The 26,759-nt window shown below is 60.4% G+C and carries 25 protein-coding genes; 15 read left to right on the forward strand and 10 right to left on the reverse strand.

The annotated features are described in order from the left end of the window. Positions 1-28: 28 nt before the first annotated feature. The 7 genes from D5400_RS17720 (at position 29) to D5400_RS17755 (ending at position 8,549) form a co-directional block, all read left to right on the forward strand. The gene (locus tag D5400_RS17720; protein WP_126011260.1) at positions 29-751 is read left to right on the forward strand and encodes an SDR family oxidoreductase; all 723 of its coding nucleotides are present in this window, start codon (positions 29-31) and stop codon (positions 749-751) included. Positions 752-774: 23 nt separating this feature from the next. Then, on the forward strand, positions 775-1,062 hold the full coding sequence (locus tag D5400_RS17725; protein WP_245451575.1) for an Atu4866 domain-containing protein: 288 nt from the start codon (positions 775-777) through the stop codon (positions 1,060-1,062). A gap of 272 nt (positions 1,063-1,334) precedes the next feature. Then, positions 1,335-1,952 (forward strand): TetR/AcrR family transcriptional regulator, encoded by a 618-nt coding sequence (locus D5400_RS17730; RefSeq protein WP_205665483.1) that lies wholly within the window; start codon positions 1,335-1,337, stop codon positions 1,950-1,952. Positions 1,953-2,117: 165 nt separating this feature from the next. Continuing rightward, positions 2,118-4,235 carry a prolyl oligopeptidase family serine peptidase gene (locus D5400_RS17735; protein WP_245451343.1) on the forward strand — a complete coding sequence of 706 codons (2,118 nt, stop codon included), beginning with the start codon at positions 2,118-2,120 and terminating at the stop codon, positions 4,233-4,235. A 211-nt stretch (positions 4,236-4,446) separates the two neighbouring features. Next, entirely contained in the window at positions 4,447-5,121 is a 675-nt protein-coding gene (locus tag D5400_RS17740; RefSeq protein ID WP_126011264.1) for a response regulator, read from the forward strand. Further along, positions 5,118-6,461, forward strand: coding sequence for a sensor histidine kinase (locus tag D5400_RS17745; protein ID WP_126011266.1), 1,344 nt, complete (start codon positions 5,118-5,120; stop codon positions 6,459-6,461). The genes D5400_RS17740 and D5400_RS17745 overlap by 4 nt, the downstream gene beginning before the upstream one ends. 1,242 nt (positions 6,462-7,703) lie before the next feature. Next, complete coding sequence (locus tag D5400_RS17755; protein WP_245451344.1) at positions 7,704-8,549, forward strand: alpha/beta hydrolase; 846 nt, start codon at positions 7,704-7,706, stop codon at positions 8,547-8,549. 691 nt (positions 8,550-9,240) lie between these two features. On the opposite strand, the gene D5400_RS17760 is transcribed toward D5400_RS17755, so the two are convergent. Next, entirely contained in the window at positions 9,241-9,996 is a 756-nt protein-coding gene (locus D5400_RS17760; RefSeq protein ID WP_245451345.1) for an FCD domain-containing protein, read from the reverse strand. Positions 9,997-10,203: 207 nt separating this feature from the next. Here D5400_RS17760 and D5400_RS17765 point away from each other — a divergent pair, with 207 nt between their 5' ends. The 6 genes from D5400_RS17765 (at position 10,204) to D5400_RS17790 (ending at position 16,637) form a co-directional block, all read left to right on the forward strand. After that, entirely contained in the window at positions 10,204-11,166 is a 963-nt protein-coding gene (locus D5400_RS17765) for a TRAP transporter substrate-binding protein (RefSeq protein ID WP_126011272.1), read from the forward strand. A gap of 83 nt (positions 11,167-11,249) precedes the next feature. Next, positions 11,250-11,744, forward strand: coding sequence for a TRAP transporter small permease (locus tag D5400_RS17770; RefSeq protein WP_164527932.1), 495 nt, complete (start codon positions 11,250-11,252; stop codon positions 11,742-11,744). Beyond that, positions 11,741-13,033 (forward strand): TRAP transporter large permease, encoded by a 1,293-nt coding sequence (locus tag D5400_RS17775; protein ID WP_126011276.1) that lies wholly within the window; start codon positions 11,741-11,743, stop codon positions 13,031-13,033. The genes D5400_RS17770 and D5400_RS17775 overlap by 4 nt, the downstream gene beginning before the upstream one ends. A gap of 33 nt (positions 13,034-13,066) precedes the next feature. Beyond that, complete coding sequence (locus tag D5400_RS17780) at positions 13,067-14,029, forward strand: NAD-dependent epimerase/dehydratase family protein (RefSeq protein ID WP_126011278.1); 963 nt, start codon at positions 13,067-13,069, stop codon at positions 14,027-14,029. Then, positions 14,026-15,285, forward strand: coding sequence for a ribulose-bisphosphate carboxylase large subunit family protein (locus tag D5400_RS17785; RefSeq protein ID WP_205665595.1), 1,260 nt, complete (start codon positions 14,026-14,028; stop codon positions 15,283-15,285). Before D5400_RS17780 ends, D5400_RS17785 begins: the two co-directional genes overlap by 4 nt. Beyond that, the gene (locus D5400_RS17790; RefSeq protein ID WP_245451346.1) at positions 15,198-16,637 is read left to right on the forward strand and encodes a four-carbon acid sugar kinase family protein; all 1,440 of its coding nucleotides are present in this window, start codon (positions 15,198-15,200) and stop codon (positions 16,635-16,637) included. The genes D5400_RS17785 and D5400_RS17790 overlap by 88 nt, the downstream gene beginning before the upstream one ends. Positions 16,638-16,774: 137 nt before the next feature. Here the strand turns inward: D5400_RS17790 and D5400_RS17795 are convergent, their stop codons facing one another. After that, the gene (locus D5400_RS17795; protein WP_245451347.1) at positions 16,775-17,047 is read right to left on the reverse strand and encodes a hypothetical protein; all 273 of its coding nucleotides are present in this window, start codon (positions 17,045-17,047) and stop codon (positions 16,775-16,777) included. Between the two features lie 219 nt (positions 17,048-17,266). Between D5400_RS17795 and D5400_RS21900 the strand changes: the two genes are divergently transcribed. Both D5400_RS21900 and D5400_RS17805 read left to right on the forward strand, forming a co-directional pair. Next, positions 17,267-17,416 carry a hypothetical protein gene (locus tag D5400_RS21900; protein WP_425364890.1) on the forward strand — a complete coding sequence of 50 codons (150 nt, stop codon included), beginning with the start codon at positions 17,267-17,269 and terminating at the stop codon, positions 17,414-17,416. Positions 17,417-17,419: 3 nt separating this feature from the next. Further along, positions 17,420-18,175: an SDR family NAD(P)-dependent oxidoreductase gene (locus D5400_RS17805; RefSeq protein WP_126011280.1), complete on the forward strand. Its 756-nt coding sequence runs from the start codon at positions 17,420-17,422 to the stop codon at positions 18,173-18,175. Between the two features lie 442 nt (positions 18,176-18,617). Here D5400_RS17805 and ccoS read toward each other — a convergent pair whose 3' ends face one another. From ccoS to ccoN, 8 genes are all read right to left on the reverse strand, one after another. Further along, positions 18,618-18,773 (reverse strand): cbb3-type cytochrome oxidase assembly protein CcoS, encoded by a 156-nt coding sequence (ccoS, locus tag D5400_RS17810; RefSeq protein ID WP_126011282.1) that lies wholly within the window; start codon positions 18,771-18,773, stop codon positions 18,618-18,620. After that, complete coding sequence (locus D5400_RS17815; protein ID WP_126011284.1) at positions 18,770-20,998, reverse strand: cation-translocating P-type ATPase; 2,229 nt, start codon at positions 20,996-20,998, stop codon at positions 18,770-18,772. Before D5400_RS17815 ends, ccoS begins: the two co-directional genes overlap by 4 nt. Then, complete coding sequence (locus D5400_RS17820) at positions 20,995-21,486, reverse strand: FixH family protein (protein WP_126011286.1); 492 nt, start codon at positions 21,484-21,486, stop codon at positions 20,995-20,997. Before D5400_RS17820 ends, D5400_RS17815 begins: the two co-directional genes overlap by 4 nt. Continuing rightward, entirely contained in the window at positions 21,483-23,054 is a 1,572-nt protein-coding gene (gene ccoG / locus D5400_RS17825) for a cytochrome c oxidase accessory protein CcoG (protein ID WP_126011288.1), read from the reverse strand. Before ccoG ends, D5400_RS17820 begins: the two co-directional genes overlap by 4 nt. A gap of 153 nt (positions 23,055-23,207) precedes the next feature. Continuing rightward, on the reverse strand, positions 23,208-24,059 hold the full coding sequence (gene ccoP / locus D5400_RS17830; protein ID WP_126011290.1) for a cytochrome-c oxidase, cbb3-type subunit III: 852 nt from the start codon (positions 24,057-24,059) through the stop codon (positions 23,208-23,210). Beyond that, the gene (locus tag D5400_RS17835; protein WP_126011292.1) at positions 24,056-24,226 is read right to left on the reverse strand and encodes a cbb3-type cytochrome c oxidase subunit 3; all 171 of its coding nucleotides are present in this window, start codon (positions 24,224-24,226) and stop codon (positions 24,056-24,058) included. The genes ccoP and D5400_RS17835 overlap by 4 nt, the downstream gene beginning before the upstream one ends. 10 nt (positions 24,227-24,236) lie before the next feature. Further along, the gene (ccoO, locus tag D5400_RS17840; protein ID WP_126011294.1) at positions 24,237-24,968 is read right to left on the reverse strand and encodes a cytochrome-c oxidase, cbb3-type subunit II; all 732 of its coding nucleotides are present in this window, start codon (positions 24,966-24,968) and stop codon (positions 24,237-24,239) included. 11 nt (positions 24,969-24,979) lie between these two features. Continuing rightward, positions 24,980-26,602 carry a cytochrome-c oxidase, cbb3-type subunit I gene (gene ccoN, locus D5400_RS17845; RefSeq protein WP_126011296.1) on the reverse strand — a complete coding sequence of 541 codons (1,623 nt, stop codon included), beginning with the start codon at positions 26,600-26,602 and terminating at the stop codon, positions 24,980-24,982. Between the last annotated feature and the right edge of the window lie 157 nt (positions 26,603-26,759).

Consider the following 26,759-nt stretch of genomic DNA (forward strand, 5'->3'; position numbering starts at 1 on the left):
CGTGCAACAGGCTGAACAGGAGAAAGCCATGGACAAGGTCATTCTCATCACCGGCGCTTCGAGCGGCATCGGCGAAGGGGTCGCGCGCGAGCTTGCAGCGTTTGGCGCGAAGGTTCTTATGGGTGCACGACGCAAGGAGCGTCTGGATCAGATCGCCGAAGACATTAGGGGCGGGGGCGGCGTAGTCGCGACATACGCGCTCGATGTCACCGACATTGCCTCCATGCAAGAGTTTGCACAGATAGCACTCGACCTATGGGGACGCATCGACGTGTTGGTGAACAATGCCGGCGTCATGCCGCTGTCCCCCATGTCCGCCGTCAAGTTCGACGAGTGGGAGCGAATGGTGGACGTGAACATCAAGGGTGTGCTGTGGGGGATCGGTGCCGTCCTCCCGGTAATGGAGCGTCAGGGCGAAGGCCAGATCATCAATATCGGCTCCATTGGCGCACTGCAGGCCGTACCCACAGCCGCCGTTTATTGCGGCACCAAATTCGCCGTTCGCGCGATCTCGGACGGGCTGCGCCAGGAAAGCAGCGCCATCCGTGTCACCTGCGTGAACCCGGGCGTCGTGGAAAGCGAACTCGCATCGACAATCACCCACAAGGAGACCCGGACGCTCATCGACGATTATCGCTCCATCGCGTTGAAGCCGGCTGACATCGCCCGCGCCGTGCGCCAGATCATCGAAGCCCCGTCGAGCGTCGACACGACCGAGATCACCATCCGTCCCACCGCATCAGCGAATTGAGGTCCCCAATGACGAAATCGACCATGCTCAGCGCTGCGCTGCTGACGATTGGCGCTGAGTTCGCACGAACGGATACCTCCAATTCCTATGTCGGTATTTGGGTCACCGCCGACAATCGCATCCGACACGAACTGCTACCCAACGGCCGATACGTTGAGGCTCGCGGTGAGCGGGAACGCGCCTACGAAGGGCGCTACGAGGTAACAGGCACACATATCGAATACTGGGACGACACCGGCTTCACTGCCGACGGCGACTTTGTGGAGCCGGACGTGCTGCATCATGCCGGCATGGTGCTCTATCGCAAGTGATCACTATTGCAGCGATCGCTGATCATCATGCCAGCGGCCGATGGCGTTCTAAAGGGGCTCCCTACCCTCTTGCGCAACTTGTCACTAAGTGACATATTCTCTCAGTCACTTAGTGACGCGACCGATCTTCCTGGTCGCCGTCATTCAACCAAATACGGAAAAATTGCCCATGAAAGTGCCCGGCTCTCTGAAGATGTAAGAAGAGCACTCTCCCAAGGAGAGCGCTGCGAATCGTCCAGTTCAGCGAAGCGACGAGCGAATGGAGCCTTAGATTGACGGATGGATCGAAACTGGAACAGGCCCGGCTTGAGGTATCCCGGCATGCAGCAAGGTTGTTCTGGGAGAAGGGCTTTGATGCGACGAGCGGCGATGAAATCGCTGCAGCAGCCGGCATTTCAAAGCGAACTGTTTGGCGATACTTCCGGTCTAAGGAAGCCTGTGTTGAGCCGGTGCTGAAAGTCGGCGAACTTCGCTTTGCGGCAATGCTCAAGCAGTGGCCAAAAGCTGAGAGCATTGACACGTTTCTAGCACGGTCAATGGATGCATTCATATCCGAGGATGCCTTCGTTCAGGATGCGATCGCTGCCATCCGGATTCTCTCGATCCTGCATCGAGAGCCAGCCCTCCGCTCGGCTTGGCTGATGGCATGTCACGAGTCTGAGATGGAGCTTGTTGGTATCGTCGCGGACCGGGCGTCACTGAGCAACGACAATTTCGAGGTGAGACTCTGTGCGGCGGCCATCACATCAGCCGTGCGTCTCGTGGACGAAGAAATCAGCTCGGCCGTCATCAACGGCGGAATTCGTGTGAGTTCGGAAGAAGCAACTGCCCGCATCGTCTCGGCAATCCGGGCGGCCGCGATACTACCCATCTGCGACCCCGTCGTCTGACGGGCTGCGTAGGCAGCTACACGGCGCGCCCACCGACGACAAGGATACGACATCATGACAGCAAGAGTGACCCGGATCGCCGGGCGCACGCCAACACGCGCATCGTGCCGAAAGATGCCTGAACGAATCAGCTGGCCTTCAATGACAAGGCCTCTCCGAGGCGCCGTGACCGCGCTGCTTTTTTCTATCGCCCAAGCCGCTGCAGAGGAGAATGTGCCGATGATCTATCCGGAAACCCGCCAGGCGGACACGGCAGAGGTGCATTTTGGCGTCACGATCGCGGACCCATTCCGCTGGCTGGAGAATGACCCACGTCAGGATGCAGAGGTGGCTCGGTGGATTGAAGCGCAGAATGCGCTCTCGAAGCCCTATCTTGAAGCTCTGCCTGGACAGGACGTTTTCAAGCGCCGACTTGCGGCGATGTTCGACCATGAAACCTTGCTTCCCCCTGTCGAGCGCGCGGGAAAGTATTTCCTTATCCGCAACGGCGGCCTCGATAACCAGCCGCAACTCTTGATGCGGCAAGGCGCGGACGGCGCGAACCGCATCCTGATCGACCCCAATATTTGGTCCAGAGACGGCACCCTAGCACTGGCCGAATGGGCGACCTCCAGCGATGGCGCGTTTGTGGCTTTTGCCTTGCAGGATGGTGGGTCAGACTGGCGGACCATTCACGTGATGGATACATCGACAGGAGAGATGCTGGACGACAAGGTCGAATGGGCGCGGTTCACCACCATCGCCTGGCATCCGGATGGTTCTGGGTTCTACTACTCCCGGTTTCCTGAGCCTGAGGAGGGTGCAGCCTTCAGCACCAGCATTGAAGGCCACGCCGTCTATTTCCATCGGCTTGGTTCGGACCAGTCGGAAGATCGGCTCATACATGCGCCAATACCGGGGCGCTCACTGTTGCACACGGCCGATGTCACACCGGATGGCCGGTATCTCATCGTTTACTCGTCGGCGCTTACGGGCGGGGTCGCGGTCACTGTAACGGACCTCACATCCGAAACCCAGCAACCAAGAACAATTGTTAAAAGCTACGATGATCGTTGGGTGCTGTTGGGGAACGTCGGCACAAAACTCTTCTTCGCGACCCAAGAGGATGCTCCTCGTGGTCGTATCGTGACGATGGACCTGTCAGAGGCGCGGCCCGAGTTTTCCGAACTGATCCGAGAACGGACCGATGCGGTTCTACGAGAGGGCGGATCTGCGCTTCTTGGCGACCGGATTGTCCTGTCGTATACGATCGACGTCCAGTCCCGCGTCGAGCGCTATCGGCTTGACGGGACATTCGATGGCAATGTGTCGTTACCTGGTCCTGGCAGCACCGGGATCGTCCAAGGGCGTCCCGGCGAGAACGAGGCATTCTTCGCCTTCACCAGCTATGATGCGCCGCTGACCGTGCTCCGCCTTGACGTAGAAGCTAACAGCACCACAGTCTGGTCAGAACCCAAGATTGCGGTGGATCTCGACGATATCGTCGTCGAACCACAATTCTACACTTCGAGGGACGGCACTCGGGTACCCCTGTTTGTCGTCAGGCGCAAAGAGCTCAACGGTCCGGCACCGACTATGCTCAGCGCGTATGGTGGTTTCGGGATCAGCATGGTGCCACATTTCTCGCCCACCGCGCTGGCTTGGGTCGAGCAGGGCGGCGTCTATGCCGTAGCGAACATCCGTGGTGGTGGTGAATACGGTCAGGCGTGGCATCATGCCGGGCGACGCGCGAACAAACCGAACGCGTTCGACGACTTTATTGCCGCCGGTGAGCATCTGATCGATCAAGGCATCACGCCGACTGACGGGCTGGCGATACAGGGAGAATCTAATGGCGGATTGCTGATCGGAGCGGTCGTCAACCAACGTCCTGATCTGTTCGCGGCAGCCCTGCCCGGAGTGGGTGTCCTCGACATGCTGCGCTTTGACCGCTTCACGAGTGGCGCAGCCTGGGCCGAGGAATTCGGCAGCCCCCATGTGGAGCGCGAGTTCCACACCTTGCTCTCCTATTCGCCCTTGCACACCATTGGCGAGAGTGAGCCCTACCCGGCAATACTCGTCACCACGGCAGACACCGATAACAGGGTGGTTCCAGCTCATTCGTTCAAGTACGCGGCCACTCTGCAGGCCGCAGACATTGGGGAACGACCGCACCTTTTGCGAGTAGAAACCCGAGCAGGCCACGGTGCCGGCAAACCGACAGATATGGTCATAGCAGAGTACGCTGACATGTGGACCTTTGCCGCCCACTGGACCGGGCTCGCGATTGCAGAAGGCGACTGAGGCATCAAACCTGCAACGGCTGTCTCAGGCTTCACATCATCCTGATCGGTGGGATGGACTGATCGAGGCTCGCTCGGAAAGATCTTCGCCTCTTCCATCTGCATAATGTGTCCGCTCCCGAGACGAACGGAGCTAGGCACCTCCGCAAAGGAGCACGTGCATCGACACAGGCGCGTAGTGCAGCGAGGACGTAAGCAATCTAGGACGCAAAATGAGAGTACTTCTCGTTGAAGACGAGGCCGAATTCGCCAAAGCCTTGCGCGGCGCGCTTGAACGCGACCAGTTCGTCGTCGACTGGGTGGCAGGATTGTCTCTCGCCAGCGAAGCATCACGGTCTGGCGTCCACGATCTCGTTCTGCTCGATCGCACGCTGCCCGACGGCGATGGCCTGAGCCTGATTCCACAACTGCGTATCGACACTCCGGGCGTCCCGATCATCGTGTTAAGCGCGCGCGGCGAACTGAGCGACCGGGTGGCCGGGCTAGACGATGGTGCCGACGATTACCTGGTGAAACCCTTCGACCTAGAGGAAATGCTCGCTCGCATTCGGGCCGTGCGGCGCCGCCCGAATCAACTTGCACCAGACGAGATTGTTGTCGGTGACCTCGTATTCGATATGGCTCACGGCGAAGCGATAGTGCGCGGAACGCGGTTGAATCTGCGGAGACGAGAAGTGAGGGTGCTAACAGCACTGCTTCGCCGCCGCGGGCGTGCTGTCCTCCGCGAGTCCATTGAGGAAGCGGTCTACGGCTTCGACGATACGATCCAGTCGAACATACTCGATTCTCACGTCTCCCGCCTGCGTCGAAAACTCAGCGATTCAGGCGCTGGCGTCGAGATCCATACAGTAAGAGGAGTGGGCTATCTGCTCAAAGAAATGGATTGAAGCACCGTCAGCCATCATTGAAGTTTCGCCTTATCAGCAGGCAACTGATCCTCCAGTTCCTGACGGTCGCGGCTGCCGCCCTCGGCTTCATTGTCTTCATCGTGAGTTCGGCTCCCGATGGGATGTATGTCGAGGAGGCCGTTGTAAAGGTCGCCGCAAACTCGATCGTTTGGGATGCGGCTGGAGCTCCGCTGGTGAAAGTGACACCCGAGCTGGCGAAACTTCAAGAGGAGTCGCCCGACCTTTGGTTCGCTGCCAGGCTGAGCGACACCAATTTGGTTACCTTCGGGCAAGTACCTGCTGAGTACGCCCCCCTTATCCCCCAGCTCGACAAACTGTCCTCGGCAGACATACGTGGGCAGTTCGAGCCCTTTGCCCTTTCCGCCGTCGTCCGCCAGGTAGCTGGTCCCTTAGGCGACATGAAGATTATTGCGCATGGTCGGGTCACCCCCTTCACAGCGCTCATCACAATGGCATCCAATATGGTGGCAGCCGCGATTTTCCTCGCACTGGCTCTGGTCTCCATCGTCGCGACGCCAATGATCGTCAGACGTGCTTTGGCCGGCATCACCAAGACTGCGGAAGAAGCAGCGCGGATCGACGTCGGGCGTCGCGGCATCCGCCTTTCGGAGGACAGAGTTCCACGGGAGATTGGCCCGCTCGTCCGAGCTGTCAATGAAGCTCTCGATCGCCTTGATGCCGGATATGATCGTCAGAACCGCTTCATCGCGTCGGCCGCACATGAGCTGCGCACGCCAATCGCAATTTTGAGAATGAAGATCGATGCCACGAGCGACAAAAGTCTGCGGGCGCTCTCGCTCGACCTATCCCGGCTTGGAACGCTGTCGGAGCAATTGCTCGATCTTCATCGGCTGGACAATGACGCGCCAAGGGACCGGATCGACCTGGTTGCGCTTGCCCGCAGCGTCGCTGCGGATCAGGCACCATTGCTGATCGCTGTGAACAAGGCAATCGGAGTGGTCGTAGAGCAGCCTGGGGTGATACTGGGCAATCCGAGCTCGATAGAGCGCGCGCTCGCAAATCTCATTCAGAATGCTGTCGAGCATGGCGGGGACGAGGTGATCGTGCGGGTCGACGGTTCCTCCGTGGAAGTGGAGGACAACGGACCCGGCATACCTGGAGAGGAACACGAACGGGTGCTTGAACCCTTCTATCGGCTAAGGCCGCGGGCCTCAGGCACTGGTCTTGGGCTCAATCTGGTGAAGCAGGTCTTGGACCACCATTGCGGCCGCGTCACCATCACAGCGGCGCCCGCCGGAGGCACGATCGTCCGGTTGGATTTCCCCTCGATCAAGGACTGGCCGCCCGGAAATTGTTGATGCAACTCCTGCGTCTATTCGAGCGAGATGGTACTCGGGCACGGGCATGACGTCCGCATGACCCTGCCCGTCTCGATCATGGTCAGCCTTCTCGTCGTGTTCTCTTTCCGCCAACAACAAGAAGGGTCGGCCTGACCCCCGCGCCGCCCTGCACTGCCTCCATACCGGGATGATCGTCATCGCGTCGGCGCTCGGCCTCGCAGCGATGCAGGAACGGCGCGCGTAGTGATGGCTGAAAAAGCATACTCGGCTGTTCAGCGCGCATTTTTCGATCTCAGACAATGTTGCCGCAATGTGTGCCTGCTTCTTGGCGCCGTGATGACGGATTTTCGGGGCACCGCTTCGCCCTCTTTGTGCCGCCGAGAAAACGTCCAACCTCAATTTACAAGGAGATTAACAGAATGCTTAGACACCCTTCCGCCAAACATCGTGGGTCTGCGATAACCATCTTCTCCATCGCCCTGATCGGCCTCGCTGTAACGGGCTGCGTGTCCGCGCAAGAAGGGCAGTACAGGGACGCGGGCACCTGCGAAAGCTTTGGGGCTCCCTTTGGGTCTCGCGCTTATACAAACTGCATGCTGGAACAACAGGCACGGCGGGACAACGCACAGCGGGATTCGCTTGAGCGGATGCGACTGACGCAGGAGGTTGCGAGGAACGCTCAGGAGATGACTGATCGTGCGCGCTTGGACCGTTGCAGGCGTGATCCTGATCGGCGCGAGTGCCGGCCATGAGGCAGACCGTCGACTGATATTGGCTAACAATGGCACTGTTTCGCCTTTCTCTGCGGCTAAACAGTCCGCACCGTTGATGGGGAAAGATTCGGGCCAGCTTCCCCGTTAGGAAGTGACACACCTCTCTTGCTCAGTTGGCCTGACACTCGTGCTCAAGGATCGCCACCTTGAGGACGGCAACGGCTAGCTGAGCGAGATCCGGTGTGGTGTCGACAGCAGCATCGCTACGCAAGTTTTTGGCAGCCTCAAGGTGCGCAAGAACCGACTTCGATATTGCGGTAGGCGAGAGTATGGCGAGGATAAACACAAGCGATCCACTGTCACGATGATCACACGGTTGTCCATTTTGTTGGTTTGCATCGCAGCGACCGCTCTTGCCATCTCCCAAGCAAATGACGGTATGAACGCGGGAATGAGAATGTCTGTACACGAAGAACTGACTGCGGCGGGTCCAACTGGGCCACTCGCTGGGACCTTGACTCTCCCGTCCGGCGAAGTGCCGCTTTCCATGGACCTGCCGGTGTTTTTGATCGTGCCAGGATCGGGTCCGACCGATCGTGACGGCAACTCGCCTCTCGGTATTACTGCGGCGCCCTACAGACTGCTTGCAGAGGAGCTAGCTGCTAAGGGGTATGCTTCAGTGCGCATCGACAAGCGTGGCATGTTCGGATCCATAGGTGCCGCCCAAGACCCAAACAATGTGACGATCGCAGCCTATGGCGACGACCTCCGAGCGTGGATTGAAGCCATTCAAGAGCGGCTGCCCGCAAATTCTGGTGCGCGCTGCGTCATCCCGATTGGGCACAGCGAAGGCGGACTCGTCGCCCTAGCTGCCATGACACGTCTCACAGACGCCTGTGGGCTGATTTTGATCGCAAGCATCGGCAGGCCATTGGATGCGGTGCTTCTTGAGCAGTTGCGCGCCAACGCCGCCAATGCACCTTTCCTGATGGAGGCGGAATTGGCACTCGCGGAACTGAAACGCGGCAGACGGGTCGATCCGAGCGCGCTCAGTTCCGAACTTCAGCCACTTTTTCGGCTTGAGGTTCAGGGCTACCTGATCGATGCGATCTCGTACGACCCGCTGAAACTTGCAGCACAAGTCCAAGTTCCGATACTGGTTTTGCAAGGCACACGCGACCTGCAGGTTAGCTTACAGGATGCACGGATGCTGGCGCACGCGGCGACTGACGCAAAGCTCTCTCTGCTTCCGGACGTCAATCACGTGCTCAAGACTGTAGCGTCCGAAGACGTCGCAGCTAACGTTGCAACATATGCAGACCCTGACCTTCCCATCGCGCCCGATGTTGTTGATGTAGTTGCGCATTTCGCTGCCACGATCGCTGGTAAATAAAGCTGCGAATGGCGTTTAACAACGACGCTGAGCAAGACTTACTTTCGAGCGAGTCTAACACTGACGCCGAGACCGGCGAGATGGCTCGCCTCCCGGTCAGCCGATCCGGCATTCAGACGAATCTGCCGAGTTGAAGAACCTGGCTCTTCGTTGAGTTCAGAATGGTAGGTCCGCTTTTGGGTGAAGGAGAGCTTCCTTTTAGCGTCCAAAAAGGGGCGCAAAGCTGACGTTGACGGGGTGGACGGGAAATCAATTCCCAAGCTATTCGGGGCCAACGTCTAAGCGTTAGCTTTGCGCCCCATCCCGGTCGATAGGCGCTTCGAAGTATGAGCCCAAAAGCAGACGCTGGTGGACGGATGCTCAACTGGGCCAGCCGATGTCAAGGCAAAGCACTCCAGCCTTCGGTTTGGACTGGTTGAACAGTCGCCGCACTGCTCCGCCGTCCCAGCGAAGCGAGAACGTCGCTATTCACGCCGATTGCCGATAGCTACCGCTGACGTTAATAGGCGGCCAGAAGACGCCGGGGGCTGATAATCCTAGTTCTTCCGGGCGAAATGAATGCCGCAGATCTACTCTCGGTATCGGTCTCAAAACCGACTAAAGCGATTGTTCTTCGGCGCCGGTTTGATCCTAAAATCGAACGGCCGCAGCGAGAGCGAAAAACCATCCGTTTTGGGCGAGATCATTCCGATTACAAGCTGCTCTTCCCGGACGCCGGCGCAGGCGGGTATATGCTGGCAAGCTGGCGGAGATGGTTCAACATTTCACGCTCGGCCGCTTCGGGGTCACGCTCCTTGATCGCCCTGAAGATGCGCTCATGGGCCGCAAAGGCGGTGTCCATTTGCCCCTCAATCTTCAGACTCGTGTGTCGTACTTCATGGAGCCAGCGGTCGATCGCCGTGAAAAATGCGTTGATGATGGGGTTATCGACGATATCGGCGATCTTTTGATGGAACGCGATATCGGTTCGTCCGAACAAATCTGCGTCTCCGATAGCCTCTCGATTGGCGTATAGAGCCTCCTCGAGAGCTCTTATCTGGGCGTCGCTCGCTGTGGGCGCAGCCAGACGTGCGACGCCTGCTTCGACGATTTGACGGACCTCGCTGAAGGATCTGAGCCCGCCGGGTTGCTGGAGATAGAACGTCGCAGCCTGCGACAGCATGCCGAGCAAGAATTCCGGCTGCGGCGCGCAGACACGCGCGCGGGTACCCGGACGCGTTTCGATAAGTCCCATCGCCTCCAAAGCAGCAGTCGCCTCGCGAACGGTGAGACGCGATACGCCATACTCATCCATGAGCGCCCGCTCGGATGGCAGCGAGTCGCCAGGTGCATACACGCCTTCCTGAATATCCGCTGCAAGCATGTCCACGAGGTCTTCGTGCATTCGGCGGCGCTTGATCGTTCGATCCACGTCTTTGCGTCCCGTCTCCAACTGATCAGTTGCCACGGAATTCTCCTGAGACTTTTGATCGGCGTGACCGACCTCTGTTGACAACACCACCATTTCCGAAGAACAAATGCAACCGTTCAGATGGTCTGATGGTCAGACCAGTTTCGCGGGAGGTGGGGAGCCGCGATTGAGGAGCATTCGACAGCCTTGCACAGCACGGCAGTGCGTCGTCCCCGACGCATGAACTTTGGGAGGAGTTGAACAATGACCCGTCACATCATGGCCGCACTGCTGGTCGGTGCTGCTTTCACCACGCCTGCATTCGCGGAAGACATCGCGATCGCGCTTCACGTCGATCCCGGGCACGAAATGTTTCAAGTGGGGGAGCGGCTAAAGGAAACGATCGAAGAGCGTACCGAGGGCCGGTTCACGGTCACTCTTCTTGGAACGGAAGTTGGTGGTGAGCGCGATCATCTTGAGGGCGCGAGCATCGGCGAGTACCAAATCGCACTTGGCGGCTCAATGCCGATGTCTCTCTACGCAGCACCCTACGCAGCTTCCGATCTTCCTTTCGTGTTCAACTCGAGCGCGGACGCAAGACGCGTGTACGAAGGCGAGATCGGCGACGCCGTTCAGGAATCGCTCGTAACAAACGGCAATCTTCGCCTCGTCGGTTTGTCGATCCGCAATCCCCGGAACCTGACCTCCAAGGTTCCGGTGCTCAGCCCCGACGATGTTTCTGGTGCCCGCTTGCGCATCCCGGAGATCACCCCTTGGGTTGAAATCTGGAGCGAGATCGGCGCGCTGCCGAGCCCGATCGCCTGGCCGGAAGTTTACACGTCCCTGCAAACGGGCGTGATCGAAATGCAGGAAAACCCCGTCGACTTCATCTACAACGGCAAGCTCTTTGAAGTTCAGAGCCATGTGAACCAGACGGAACACGTCTACTCGTTCTTCCACTGGCTCATGAATAATGGCTTCTATGAGGGACTGTCAGAAGACGATCGGGTTCTGATTCAGGCGGCCATCGATGAAGCCATTGCCTGGGGCGATGAGCTTGTCCAGGGCAATGAAGCCAAGGTCTACGACCAACTCGTCGACGCAGGCATGGAACTGACCGAGCCTGATGTTGATGCTTTCCGCGCGAAAGCCGAGCCGGCTATCCGTCGTGTTGCCGATACATTCGCACCGGAAGTGCGTGACTACGTTCTGTCTCAGATCGACTAACGGCTGTGCGCGCCGCTCTAACTGAGCGGCGCGTTCCCTTGCTCAATCAAAGGATGGGACCGATGTCAGACGTGGATACGCTGTTGGATCCAGCGCCGCCTCCGAAAAGTGCATTCTGGACTGTCGTCGAGACGGCCATGATCTTGGCGTTCATCGGCATGCTGGCCGTGATGCTCATTCAAGTAGTCTCACGTTACGCTCTCGCGATTGGGGTGCCGTGGACGGACGAAGCGTCACGTTATCTCTACATCACCCAAATCTTTCTGGGTCTGGCCGTAGCAGAGCGCTATGGCATGAACATTCGCGTCACGCTGGTGCTCGATATGCTGTCCACCCGCATCAGAAGCGTAATTGAGGCAATCGGCTATCTGCTGACCATCGCCATCGCCGTCGCAGTGCTCTTCGGTGCGATGCGCATGATCAACCAAACCGGCAATGTCGCTGCAAGCACGCTTCCAGTGACAATGGCCTGGCTCTACGGCGTTCAGGCTCTCGGGCTGGCTCTCTACATCACGCTGCTTGCGAAAGACGTCGTAGCAACCTTCCGTCGCACATCTTCGGAGGCGCACGCGTCATGATCATCCTTCTCGCATTGTTTGGCACACTGATCGTGCTGATGATCGTCGGTGTTCCCGTCGGTCTCGCCATGATCGGCGCCTCAGTCGCGGTGCTCTTGTCCAACCGCGGCTTCGACAATATCCCTTACGAGATGCTTGCGCAGCGCACGCTTTACGGTGTCAACAGCTTCACGCTTTTGGCTATTCCGGCCTTTCTTCTCATAGGCCGGTTGATGAATGCCTCGGGCATATCCGACCGTGTCTTCAACGTAGCCCGCTCACTCGTGGGTCATCTGCGCGGCGGGCTTGGGCACGTAAATGTTCTCTCCAGCATGATCTTTGCGGGCATGTCGGGGTCTGCCGTTGCCGATGCTGGCGGGCTCGGCCCGGTGCAGATGCGCGCCATGGAGAAAGACGGTTACGATCGCGGCTTCAGTGCTGCGGTGACTGCCAGCTCGGCAACAATCGGTCCGATCATCCCACCGTCGATACCGGCCGTCATCTATGGCGCGCTCGCCAACACATCGATCGCCGCCGTCTTCCTTGGATCGATCATTCCAGGGATCTTGATGGGACTGTCTTTGATGGCGCTGGTTTTCATCATGTCGCACCGTCGGGGTTATCCCGTGTCTAAGCGAGCCAAACTGTCAGAGATCATTGCCGCGATCGGCGCGGGCTTCCTGCCGATGATGACGCCGGTGATCATCATCGTAGGCATCCTCTCGGGCATTTTCACGCCGACAGAGGCATCGGTGATCGCCGTCGGTTACTGCATGATCATCGCATTCCTGGTGTACCGCACGATTTCACTCCGGGAATTCTGGGTGATCTGCAGGGATACGGCTGTCGATACTGCGGCCCTTCTGGTCATCATCGCCGGCTCGGCGCTTTATGCCTGGGTTCTGGCGCGTTATCAGGTGACCAGCCAGATTATCGACTTCCTGTCCGGTGCGATCGAGAGCAAGTACCTTCTGCTCTTCCTGTTGATGATATTCGTGCTGGTCATCGGTTGCTTCATCGACTCTGTCCCCGCGCTGTTCCTGCTCACGCCGATTTTGGTCCCACTGGTCGTCAGTTACGGCATTGATCCGGTCCATTTCGGTGTCGCAATGATCTTCAATCTTATGATTGGATTGGTCACGCCACCCGTCGGAACGGTGTTATTCACGGTGCAGAAAGTGGCGAACATCCCGTATGGCGAACTCGTGCGCGAGATCATGCCCTTCTATATCCCGCTGTTCGGGATGCTCCTCGCAATTACCTTCATTCCCGGGCTGGTCATGTTCCTGCCCAATCTCCTGCTGCGATAGCAGCGGGAGGACCTACTTCCGGAGACTTTATCAATGGCAATTTTGGTATTTGGCGGTCTCGGCCATGTCGGGTCGTGGGTTGCGCACGACCTCGCGCAGCGCGGCGAAGACGTGGTCATCTTTGACCTGGGTGCGCGGGGTCTGGATGGCCTCGGGCTTGATTATCTCGAAGCGGTATCCGAGCGCCTGACCTTCGAGAACGTGGATGTTCTCGATATGCACACCGTGTTCGAACGCATGCGGGCCTACGAGGGCCGCATTGATGCGGTCATCTTCGGTGTCGCGGTGATTGCCGGCCCCACGTTTCAGCTTCGCCCCTTCCGCAACATCCAGATCAACACCATGGGAATGCTGAATGTCCTGGATGCATGTCGCATCCTCGGCGTCCCAAAGTTCATCAATCTCAGCTCGGGGGCCGTTTACGGAACCCAGGCTGGCGGCCAGACTGAGCAACTGCCGTTCATGGCGAGCGATCTCTACGGCGCCACGAAGGTCGCCAATGAAGTTCTGGCAGATCAGTATGGCGCGACCTACGGCATCGACGTGCGTCAGGCGCGGCTCTATTTCGTCTACGGCCCCGGTAAACTCCCTTCTCGTATGCACACGCTTTACCAGGCGATGTTCGGCGGTCTGGAAGGGCTCCATGGGATTGAAGTGCCGACCGGTGGGGATCAGTCTCTGGACTGGACGCACGTGCGGGATACGGCCGCCGGCATCGTGGCGCTTCTCGATGCCAATCCTGAAGACGCGGACGGCGCATTCAACATTTCATCCGGGGTTGCCGTCAGCCATCGTGACATCGTCGCGCACGTCGCCGAGATCGTTGGCCGGCCGACCGATATGCGACTGGGCGACGGCCTCTTCTTCCAGCGCGGGGCACCGCTCGATATTTCGAAAGCCAAGCAGCAGCTTCAGTTCGAGCCGCGCTTTACAGACATTCGAGATGGTCTGAAAGATTACCACGCTTGGCTGGCCACAGCCGGTCGGGCAGCATGATCCCCGATCAAAGCCGGGAGTGCATAAGGGCGAGCTATTGGCTGCGCACCATGGGCAACGTTCAGGCCGTTGCAGAAGCGATCGCAGGCGAGCAATCAAGCGGTACGTTCATCGCTCTGCCCAATGAGAGCGTTGCACTGCGCGAGCGTTCCGCAGCTCGCGTCGAAGAAGTTGCCGAAGCTCCTGATGAGGGAAACCCCTCCCTGCCCGGCTCGGCAGGAGAAGGCAGCCCCAAGACTTACCGGCTGACTGTGTCCTGGCCGCTGGCCAATGTCGGCGCGTCGCTGCCCAATCTGCTGGCCACCGTCGCCGGAAACCTGTTCGAACTCAGGCAGGTTGCCGGCCTCAAGCTCCTCGACTTCTCGGTTCCACGCGCGTTTGCCGACGCCTATCCGGGACCCGGATTTGGCGTGGCTGGCACTCGCCGCCTATCCGGCGTCGCCGAGGGTCCACTGATCGGCACCATCATCAAACCTTCGGTTGGCCTAAGTGTCGAAGAGACTGCTGAACTCGTAGAAGAGCTCTGTGCGGGGGGCATCGATTTCATCAAAGACGATGAATTGCAGGCCGACGGACCGTCATGCCCATTTGACGAACGGGCGCGCGCGGTGCTTGAGGTCATCGACCGTCATGCCCAGCGCACGGGTCGGCAGGTGATGTATGCTGCCAATCTGACGGGTGAGTTGGATGAGATGCGTCGCCGGCACGATTTGGTCCAGGCTCTCGGCGGAAACTGCGTCATGCTGAGCCTGAACAGTGTAGGCCTCACCGGCTTCTCGGCATTTCGCAAGCACTGCAGCCTGCCCATCCACGCACATCGAAATGGCTGGGGCTATCTCGGTCGCTCATCCGACAATGGGTTCTCCTATCTCGCCTGGCAGAAGTTCTGGCGGATTGCCGGCGTTGATCACATGCACGTCAACGGCATTCGCAACAAATTCTGGGAGGATGACGACAGCGTCATTGCTTCTGCACGGGCTTGTTTGACGCCCATGTACCAAGATCGGCCTCTGACCGTGATGCCCGTATTCAGCTCTGGCCAAACGGTTCATCAGGCCCATGATACGTGGCGCCGTCTCGGATCGGCAGACCTCATCCACTGTGCCGGTGGAGGCATCGTTGCTCATCCAGGCGGCGTAAGTGCCGGCGTCGAAGCGCTGCGCTTCGCTTGGGATGCAGCCCGCTCGGGCATTCCGCTAGAAACTGCGGCGCGATCATCGCGCTCGCTTGCTCAGGCCCTGGAGACATTCCAATGACCCCAACATTTCCAAAGGGGACTTTGTTGGCATTTTACGGCGACGACTTCACCGGCTCCACGGATGCCATGGAAGTGACTGCCCTTGCAGGCCTGAAGACGGTGCTTTTCGCCGGGACGCCGAGTGCTGATACGCTTGCCGAATTCGCAGATTATCCCGTCATTGGCATCGCCGGCGTTGCTCGCTCGAAAGATCCAGCGTGGATGGAAGCCAATCTGCGCCCTGCACTCGCCGCGTTGGCGGCACGTCACCCGCGTATCCTGCAATACAAAGTCTGTTCGACTTTCGATTCCTCTGCGCGCATCGGCTCGATCGGCAAGGCGATCGACATCGGCCGAGACGTTCTCGAGCCAGATTGGTCGCCCTGCATCGTGGGGGCACCGCAACTCGGACGGTGGCAGATCTTTTCCAACCTTTTTGCCGTCGCCGCCGGAACTGCCTATCGCATCGACCGTCACCCGACCATGTCGCGCCATCCGGTCACACCGATGCACGAAGCTGATCTGCGTTTGCATCTTTCCCAGCAGACGAATGCACCCGTTGGTTCGATCGACATTGGTGAGATGCAATCGGGCCTAGCTGCCCCGAAGGTATTGGCTGCGCGTGACTCCAACCAAGTGACGTTCATCGACGTCGCCGACACGCAAACGCAGGCAATCGCCGGTCGCCTTGTCTGGGAAAACAGCGAGCGCAGTTTGTTCTCGGCGTCATCTTCCGGGTTGCAATACGCCTTGGTCGCGCACTGGCGCGAACAAGGGTTGCTCCCTGCGCAGCCGCCTGAATTCGCCTCACCTCCACCAGTCGATCGGCTGCTTGTCCTCTCGGGCAGTTGTTCACCGGTCACTGCCGCACAGATTGCCGCGGCCGAGGCCGCTGGCTTCGCCTCTATCCGGCTCGACGTGATCGCGACCAGCGATCGCAAAACCGCCGTAGCTGAGCTGACCCGTGTCGAAGAAGCGATTGCCGAGGGGTTCGCAAAACATCGGGGCGTGATCGTTTACGCCGCCCGAACGGTGGATGATCCCAACTTCAGCAGGCTCAAAGAGCGCGCTGAGCAAAGCGGGATGACGTTCGACGAGGCTCAGGACAGCATCGGTCGCGCTTTGGGATCGTTGGCCCACGCCTGCGTGTCCCGTTTTGATCTGACCCGGCTCGTCGTCGCTGGTGGAGATACATCAGGACGCGTTCTCGAAGCATTGCCGATCCACGCGCTGGAATTGAAGTATCCTTTGGGCCGGGGTGCACCGATATGCGCCTCGCACAGCCACGAAGAGGCATTCAACAGGCTTGAACTCGTGCTGAAAGGCGGACAGCTCGGCCAAGAATCATTGTTTGTCGATGCTTTGGGCTAGCCACGCCAACTATGGCGACGGACACGGACGCCGGCGCAAGCCAGTGCAGCTCCGAACGTCCGCAAGACCTATCTTGTGCGATGCTAATCCATCGATGCGGCTCAGCGGCGTCGCGACAAGCCCAGAGCCGCATCCGATCATCGCTTTCCAGCAGAGCCCGCACCACTTGCGTAACGCTGCTCCATTGCATCGAATTCATCTTTCCGGACGAGACGCTGCCGTTCGGCGAACGACGCGACGGGGCCGCTTTCATCAAGGCGGTTGTCGCGTTTCAATGCGCCAAGCGCTGCTTGCATGCCGTGGACTGCGCCTTGAAGCGCGACATTGGCGTACAAGACCAGCGAGAAGCTCATCGCATCTAGTTCGGCCAGATCCATGATTGGGGTCTTGCCGCCAACGACGAGGCTCATCGATTGCCGCCGATGGTCGGGGCTGCGACGACGGCGGTGGTCGCGAAGATCACGGAACATCGTTTCACTTGGTGGGTTCGCTTTCATCTCGTCAGATGGAGTGATCGCCTTGAATTATGACTTGAAGCCAATCGACAGGCAGGTGATCGTCATCACCGGCGCTAGTTCGGGATCGGGCTTGCCACTGCCAAGGCAGCGGCTGCCGCTGGTGCCAAGGTGATGTTGGCTGCGCGGGATGAACACGCGCTGGAAAGGATCTGCAACGACCTCAAGTCGACGGGCGGGGATGTTGACTTCATGAAGACGGACGTCGGCGAAGAAGAGCAGGTCCAAGCCTTGGCTGACAGAGCTATCGAGAGCCGGCTTTGACACATGGGTCAACGATGCCGGGGTCGGGTTGATCGCAACCGTCGACAAAACGTCGACCGAGGACCATCAGCAGATTTTCCAGACGAACTATTTCGGGGTGGTCCATGGCTCGATCGCCGCTGTGAGGTATTTTCGACGCAAACGAGAACCCGCTGCCCTGATCAATTTCGGCTCGGTCGTTCCGACATGCCGATTCCACTTTCGGTTGCCTATTCCGCCACCAAGCACGCGATCAAGGGTTTTACCGACGGTCTGCGCAATGAGTCGATGCAGGAAGAGCTGCCGATATCCGTTACGCTGATCAAGCCCAGCGCCATCGATACCCAGTTCTTCGATCACGCCAAGACCGAGATGGGCGGCATGGGCAAAGCACCGGGTCCTCACTATGCGCCGGAAGTCGTGGCAGCCGCGATAATACACGCTTCCCAGCATCAGAAACGCGATTTCCCCCTCGGTGCGACCGCCGTTTTCGCGGCAGCGGCGGAACAGATGGCGCCGGAATTTGTCGACCAGCAGCAATCGTCGATGAAGCTTTCCGATCTCGTCGACTTCGGCCATATGCCAGATGCGGATTCCCTGCATGAGACGCCGGACGAAGGAGAGGAACGCTCCAGATATGGTCACGGCAGGAGATACAGCATGACGACGACAGGCCAAATCCAGCAGAAGACGACGCTTGGCCTATTGGCCGCAGCTGGTGCAGGCGCCGCCCTGGCCCTTTTCGCGACCCGTTCAGCGCGAGGCGGCAACGGCCGTTAACGACTTCGCTCCAACGACTGCTCCCCGATGATACACTGAAGATCATCTAGCGCGCGGAGAGCTGAGAGACGGTGAGGGATCTCACAGCGCTCTGTCGCGAATTTGATTTGAATCAATGCCTCGCCGCCGTTCGCGCTTTAACTGCGAGAGCCAACATCAACAATTGTCGTCAGCAATGTTCACTAGGCGCAGGCATATCGAGCCAACTCGTTTATCTGAGGAAGGTCTCTTTCACGTCACCGACGTCGTCATACTTGTTGCGGCCGTTGCCTTGATAGCAGGCGTTTCAATTTCGCTTCTCGGCGTCTTTTAAGCCTTTGTACCGGCTGCAACGGCTGCGGCTCATCATCGGCATGATAGCCACTTCCCTGCCCCGAATGGCACGTGCGCTTCTACAATCGCTTGAAATTACGCTTCACGCCACGCTCGACCTTTTCACGGCTTAAATTGGATCTTCTGGCGTATCATCGATGAGGATGCGCTCGGCGGCGCCGTCGGGATCGTCGTACTGTCCGCTGCGGAGCGCCCACTGGAACGCGATGAGCCCGATGCCGCCGAGGAACAGCGCCACCGGGATGAGGTAGACAAGCATGGTCACGCGAGCGCCTCCCGTTGGATTGCCTGTCCAGCAGAAGCGCCTGGGCGCTTGGCGGCGAAGCCGAGCCGCAGCGCGTTGGCGATGACTATGAGCGATGACGCCGACATGGCGATTGCTGCAATGAGCGGCGTGGCGTGGCCGAGGACGGCGATGGGCACGGCGACGACATTGTAGGCGATCGCGAAGCCAATGTTCTGCCGCACCAGCCTGTTTGCCTGAAGCGCAATCGAGCGGGCAAAGGGTACCGCGTCAAGACTGCCCTTCATGAAGACGAAATCGGCAGCGGCTCGGCCGATATCGGCCGCCTCTGAGGGTGCGATCGAGACATGGGCAGCGGCGAGCGCGGGAGCGTCGTTGATGCCGTCACCGACCATCAGGACCTTGCGGCCCTCTCGTTCCAGCGCCGCGATCCGCTGGAGCTTGTCGGAGGGCAGCATGCCCGGGTGCCAATCCAAGATGCCGGCGACTTCCGCCACCTTGCGACAGGCGTCTCCCGTGTCGCCCGACAGCATTTCGACGGGGCCGACGGAAGCGAGAGCTGCAACGGCTTGCGCCGCACCGGGGCGCAGGCGATCCTCGAAGCTGAAACGCGCTTTCTCCGTGCCATCAACCGTCAGAACGGTTCCTGATCCATTACCGTCGTGCCTGGCCCAGTCGGCGCGGCCAAGGCGCCATACGCCGTCGGCGTCGTGGCCTTCGATGCCGTCTCCCGGCACCTCTCGAATATCGGTCAGAGTGCCGCCCCAGTCGTCACCTGCCGCCCCGGCGATGGCGCGCGAGGCCGGATGACGCGACTGACGCGCGAGCGCACCGGCCCGGGCGAGCATTGCCGGCTTGATTGCATCGGCATTCGTCAGCCGCATTTCGCCAAGCGTCAGCGTGCCTGTCTTATCGAAAATGACATGATCGGCCTCGGCGAGCCGCTCCATCGCCGAGCCATCCTTGACCATGATGCCCGCCTCGAAGAGCCGGCGCGCCGCGACGACCTGGACGATTGGAACCGCCAGTCCGAGCGCGCAGGGGCAGGTGATGATGAGAACGGCAATCGCGATCGTCATCGCACGATGCCAGTCGCCGCCAAACGCCATCCAGCCGAGGAAGGTGAGCAGCGCGCCCAAATGCACGACGGGCGCGTAGAGCGCCGACACGCGCTCGGCAATGCGGCGATAGCCGGCGCGGCCGCCTTCGGCCGTTTCCAGCATGCGCAGCATGTCGGCGAGGAAAGAGTCCGATGCCCTGCGCTCAGCCACCAGCGTCAGGGGTCCGGTGACGTTGAGTGCGCCAGCGCGAACGCTCGCACCGCTGTCTACGCGGATGGGCCGGCTTTCGCCCGTGACCAGCGCCATATCGACATCGGAAGCGCCGGTTTCGATCAGACCATCAACCGGAATGCGATCGCCGGCAGCGATCAAGAGCCGTATGCCCGGTTCGATCTCGCTGACGGGGCGGTAGCGACGCTCACCGTCCGGTTCAATCACCAGCGCGCCGCGCGGCGCGATGCGGGCGAGGTTGCGAACCGCGGTGCGCGCGCGGTTGCGCATGACGTGGTCGAGCGTGCGGCCGATCAGAAGGAAGAAGAGTAGGGACACGGAGGCGTCGAAATAGGCGTGCGGGCCGTTCGTGATCGTCTCGTAGAGGCTCATCGCATAGGCGAGGCTCACGCCGACAGCGATCGGCACATCCATGTTCATGCGCCCATGCGACAGTGCATTCCACGCGGAGCGGAAGTAGATGCCGCCCGCATAGATCAGCGCCGGCAAAGCGATGAGCGCGGAGACAAAGTGGAACAGGTCTCGGGTCGCGCCTTCAGCCCCCGACCATACGGATACCGACAAGAGCATGATGTTGCCGGCAGCGAAGCCTGAGATGCCGACGGCGCGCAACAGGCGCGACAGTTCCGGGTCGCCATCGTCTGCCGTGTCTTCGGCCAGATGCGCCGGATAGCCGACTGCCGCCAGCGTCGAGGTTACCGGTGGCACGGTTCCCTCATAGAAGCGGACCGAGACGCGTTTGGTCGAGAGGTTGACGCGGGCATTCTCCACGCCGGGCAGCGATGCAAGTGCCTTCTCGATCGTTCGGATACAGGCGGCGCAATGGACGCCGGGAACCGATAGGTCGACCTGGCGCAGGCCGTTGCCAAGCGGGCGACTGACGAGGAGAAGCTCTTCGTCGGATGGGAGCGATTGTGACGGCAGCGTTTCCGCCCCCGGCGCGCAGCAGCTCATTGCAGCCTCCCGTCGCTCAGGATGATGCGTCGCGTCTCCCGCCAGGCCCGGCCGTCAATGGTGACGGCGTCGATCTCGACGACCCAGAGGCCATCGCGCAGCCTTGCCGCGCCGACCATTCCGCGGGCGCCAGGAACGAGCGAGATCGTGGTGTCGTCCGCCTCGGAGGCCGGGTTGCGGAAGACGAGTTCGGCGGCCGATAGCGGAATCGGCGCCGCTCCGGCATCTGCGAGGCGCAGCGAGACCGTGCCATCGTCTAGCGTCAGCGATGCGGCCCATCCAAGCGCAATCTGCTCGCGGGCCGCCTCGACTTTGCCGTTGAACTCCTGGCTCGCAATGTAGGAATTCCGCACGACGAAACCCGTCCAGCTCGTCCCCGCCAATGTCGCCATGGTGACATTGACGCCGATGATGACGCCGAAGAAGGCGATCATGATGAGGAGCATATGGCGCCCGGTAAAGGCGCCGGTGTCTTGCCCGGTCGTCATGGCTGCGGTGCCTCGAAGCTGGCAGTGTAAGAGTCGGCCTCGAAGCTCGACGGGTCTTCGACGACGAAGCGGAAGGTCTGGACGGAGCCGTTGATCGCTGCGGCTGGCTGCGCCACATAGATTTTCAGCGTGCGCAGGCGGTCCGGCTCCAACGTGACCGCCAGCTTTCGCGATGCCGGCTCGTTGATCCCGACGGCACTCATCGCCGCATGCGGCAGGCCTTTAAGCGATATGATGACGGCGCGCGGCTCAGGGATCTTGTTCAGGAGCTTGACGGTATAGCCGTTGCGGATCGCACCGTCGGATAACAGGACATATTGCGGATTGCGATCGTGCAGCACGTTCACCTGAAGACGGTCGCGCGTCATCAAGCCGTAGAGAAGGGCAAGACCGACCAGCGACCAGGCCGCGAAGTAGACCATCGTCCTCGGCCGCACGATGCGGGTGAAGCGGACATTGGTGATCCCTGGAAGCAGTCGTCCATCCCTGCCGCGGATACGCTTCGGATCGATCGCGCTGGTTCCGCCTGCCGTCGCCAGAGCCATGTTCTGGTTGTAGTCGGCAAGCGTCGCGTAGGAGATCAGGCCGCGGTCGCGGTTGAGCTTGTCCATGACGCCATCGCAGGCATCGATGCAAAGCGCGCAAGTGATGCATTCGAGCTGCTGCCCGTCGCGGATGTCGATGCCCATCGGACAGACGGCGACGCAGGCATTGCAGTCGACGCAGTCGCCGACCGCGTCCCCGGCGGCCAGCGCCTTCTTGGCATGGCGCGAGCGCGGTTCGCCGCGCCAGTCATTGTAGGTGACGGTCAGCGAGTTTTCGTCGAGCATCGCCGCCTGGATGCGCGGCCAGGGGCACATATAGGTGCAGACCTGCTCGCGCATGAGCCCGCCGAAGACGTAGGTCGTGGCCGTCAGCACGGCGATGGTGATGTAGGCGATCGGCGCGGCCCGGCCGGTGAAGAGGCCGACGAACAAGCTCGGCGCATCGGCGAAGTAGAAGATCCAGGCGCCGCCGGTCGCGACTGCGATCAGGAGCCAGATGGCATGCTTGGATACCCGCAAGGCAAGCTTGCGCGCATCATAAGGGGCGGCGTCGAGCTTGATGCGGGCATTGCGGTCGCCTTCGATGGCCCGCTCCACAACGAGGAACAGATCGACCCAGACCGTCTGTGGGCAGGCATAGCCGCACCAGGCGCGCCCGACGGCAGACGTGACAAGAAACAAGCCGAAGCCCGCCATGACCAGCAAGCCTGCGACGAGCCAAAATTCCTGCGGCCAAATCTCAACGAAGAAGAAATAGAACCGTCGATTGGCCATGTCGACCAGGACGGCCTGGTCGGGCGCGTGCGGGCCGCGGTCCCAGCGCAGCCAGGGCGTCACGTAGTAGATCATGAGTGTGATCAGCATGACGAGCCACTTGAAGCGGCGGAACGTTCCTTCAGCGCGTTTGGGAAAAATCTTGCGCCGCGGCGCGTAAAGCGGCTGACGGATGCGCGCGGCGTTCACCGGCTCGGCTGCGTGCTGCTCGATGGCGTTCCGCTCGATCGATGTGTCGAATGCTGTCATGGGATGACGAGGCCCCTTGTTGCGATCATCCCTCGCACCGGTCCGGCTGTCCGGCCTTGACCAGGATCAAATCGCAAAACAAAGAGGCCCGGCATTGCTGCCGGGCCTCTTATGGACGCAACGCGCCTCGTCATCGCGTTGCGCCCTGCTCTCTCATTGACCTCCGCCGAGAGAGTGAACGTAAACCGCGAGTTCCTTGACCGTGGTCTCACCGAGGCGATCCTGCCAGGCCGGCATCACCCCGTGACGCGGCGCGCGGATCTGGGCGGCGATCTCCTCCTTGCTCGCCCCATAGAGCCAGATCGCATCGGCGAGGTTCGGCACGCCCAGTTCGACCATGCCCTCGCCGGCATCGCCATGGCAGGCGGCGCAGTTGGCGGCGTAAAGATCGGCGCCGGCACCCGTCGACGGCGTCGCCGACATCGAAGCGACATGGCCCGCAAGCTCACCGATTTCCGTCTCGCTCAGAATGTCCGCAAAGGCCGGCATTTCCGACAAGCGGGTCATGTCGTCGCCGACAAAGCGGATGCCGTGCGCAATCGTCAACCGGATGTCCTCCGGCTTGCCGCCCCAGAGCCAGGAATCGTCATTCAGGCTGGGGTAGCCTGCCGAGCCAGTCGCACCGGAACCGTGGCACTGGACGCAATTGACCTTGTAGGCAGCCGCACCTGCAGCGGTGGCAAAGGTGCGCAGCGCGTCGTCGATGAGGATGTCGTCGACCGAGGCGACCGCGACGGCGGTTACATAATCAGCCTTCGAGGCTTCGGCGGCATCGAGCGCTGCACGCACCTCCTGCCGGCTCGAATAGCCGAGCATGCCGCCGGTGGCGCTCGAGATGAGCGGCCAGGCCGGGTAGGCGATCGTGTAAGCGAACGCCCAGACGATGGTGGCGTAGAAGGTCCACACCCACCAGCGCGGCAGCGGATTGTTCAGTTCCTTGATGCCGTCCCATTCATGGCCGGTTGTGGCCACGCCTGTGACGTCGTCGATCTCTTTCTCGCTCATGGGCGTGGTTCCGGATGTTCGTCGTTCAGCGGGATCTGGGCAGCCAGGTCTGAAGCGTTGCGCCCGCCAGGCCGCAGCGCGAAGATGACGACGCCGAAGAAGAAAAGCGTCATCGCAAGCAGTGCCCAGCTGTCGGCAAAGGCACGCATGGCCGTATAGGTGTCCATCAGCGCCCCCTCACCGGTAGCCGGCCGTTTCGTCGTACGTTTCGAAATCGACCAGCGTGCCCAGCATCTGCAGATAGGCAACGAGCGCATCCATCTCGGTCAGCGCTTGCGGATCGCCATCGAAATTGCCGATCTTGGCATTGGGATACCGGGCGAGCAGATCGGTATGCGCAGCATTGGGATCGGCCTGTGCTGTGAGGTCGGCCTCGGCGACGGCGATCATCTCGTCCGTATAAGGTACGCCGAGCCGCTGGTTGGCGACGAGATGCGTGGAAAAACCGCGCGGGTCGAGCGGCGTGTCCTTCAGGAAGACGTAGCTCGGCATGATCGATTCCGGCACAACCGAGCGCGGGTCAATGAGGTGCTGAACGTGCCATTCGTTGGAATAGCGATCGCCGACGCGCGCAAGATCAGGCCCCGTGCGCTTGGAGCCCCACTGGAACGGCCGATCGTACATGGACTCGGCGGCGAGGCTGTAATGCCCGTAACGCTCCACCTCGTCGCGGAAGGGGCGGACCATCTGCGAGTGGCAGACATAGCAGCCCTCCCGGATGTAGATGTTGCGGCCGGCAAGCTCGAGAGGCGAATAGGGCCGCATGCCTTCCACCTTTTCGATGGTGTTTTCGAGGTAGAAGAGTGGGGCGATCTCGACGATGCCGCCGACCGTGACCACGAGCAGCGAGCCGGCCAGAAGCAGCGTGGCGTTGCGCTCGATAATTGCGTGCTTGTCCATCAGTGCCATTGTGTGCCTCCTCATTCGGCCGGCTGCAGGGAGGAAGGAGCCTTGGCGACAGGCGCGCCGATCGGTTGTTCCTCGCGCTGGTGGCCGAGAATGGTCATGGTAATGTTGAAGGCCATGATCAGGGCACCGGCCAGATACAGCGCGCCGCCGATCGCCCGCATGACGTAGTAGGGGAACATCGCCTGAACGGTCTCGGCGAAGGAGTAGACCAGGAAGCCTTGAGCGTCGTACTCGCGCCACATCAAGCCTTGCATGATGCCTGACACCCACATGACGGCCGCGTAAACGACGATGCCGAGCATCGCGAGCCAGAAGTGCCAGGTGACCATGCGCACCGAATAGAGCCGCTCGCGCGCCCAGAGCTTTGGTACCATGTGGTAGATCGCGGCAAAGGAGATCAGTCCGACCCAGCCCAATGCACCGGAATGTACGTGGCCGATCGTCCAGTCGGTGTAGTGCGACAGCGAGTTGACGGCCTTTATGGACATGACCGGGCCCTCGAAGGTGGACATGCCATAGAAGGCGATGGCCGCTACCATCATGCGGATGATCGGGTCGGTGCGGATCTTGTCCCACGCGCCAGACAGCGTCATCAGACCGTTGATCATGCCGCCCCAGGAGGGCATCCACAGCATGATCGAGAACACCATGCCGAGCGTCTGCGCCCAGTCGGGCAACGCGGTGTAGTGGAGGTGGTGCGGACCGGCCCAGATATAGAGGAAGATCAGCGCCCAGAAGTGGATGATCGACAGCCGGTAAGAATAGATTGGGCGGGCGGCCTGCTTGGGCACGAAGTAATACATCATGCCGAGGAAGCCGGCGGTCAGGAAGAAACCGACGGCGTTGTGGCCATACCACCATTGCGTCAGCGCATCCTGCACACCGGCAAAGGCCGAATAGCTCTTCACGCCAAGGAATGAGACGGGGATCGCGAGATTGTTGACCACGTGCAACATCGCGATGGTCACGATGAAGGCGAGGTAGAACCAGTTCGCGACGTAGATGTGCGGTTCCTTGCGCCTCAGGATCGTACCGAGGAACACCACGAGATAGGCGACCCAGACCACCGTCAGCCATAGGTCGACATACCATTCGGGCTCGGCGTATTCGCGGCTTTGCGTGATGCCGAGCAGGTAGCCCGTCGCGGCCATGACGATGAAAAGCTGGTAGCCCCAAAAGACGAACCAGGCGAGGTTGCCACCGAAGAGCCGCGCGCGGCTGGTGCGTTGCACGACGTAGAAGGACGTCGCGATCAGCGCGTTGCCGCCGAAGGCGAAGATGACGGCCGAGGTGTGCAGCGGCCGCATGCGCCCGAAGGTGAACCATGGCTCGATGTTGAAGGCCGGCCAGGCAAGCTGCAGCGCGACGACGACGCCGACGAGCAAACCGACGATGCCCCAGGCCATGGTGGCGATCGAGCCGTAACGCACGACATCGTCCATGTAGCCGGTGTCGACCTTGGTCTTGGCTGGCGCGAAGAACGGGCGGCGCAGCATCACCACCGTGGCGATTGCGAGCACGATAGTGAGTATCCCCATGTGCTGCGCAAAGAGAGGGTCGGCTGCAAAGGCCGCACCCAACAGCGCCAGAAAGGCGAACAGACCGACGCCTATGGTCTGTGGACCGTATGTCATGATGGTTCAGGCTCCCGATGACACTGCCTGGCCGATGATCCGGCCATGCCTGCACTCATCATGGCTTTTCGCCTTGTCTGCCTTGATCCAGGTCAAGCCCGCGCGCCGCTTGTTCGATCAGTTTGGCGCTTATCGAGCGGACGGGGAGGTTGACGGC

It is taken from the genome of Georhizobium profundi (assembly GCF_003952725.1).
GTDB classification, from domain to species: domain Bacteria; phylum Pseudomonadota; class Alphaproteobacteria; order Rhizobiales; family Rhizobiaceae; genus Georhizobium; species Georhizobium profundi.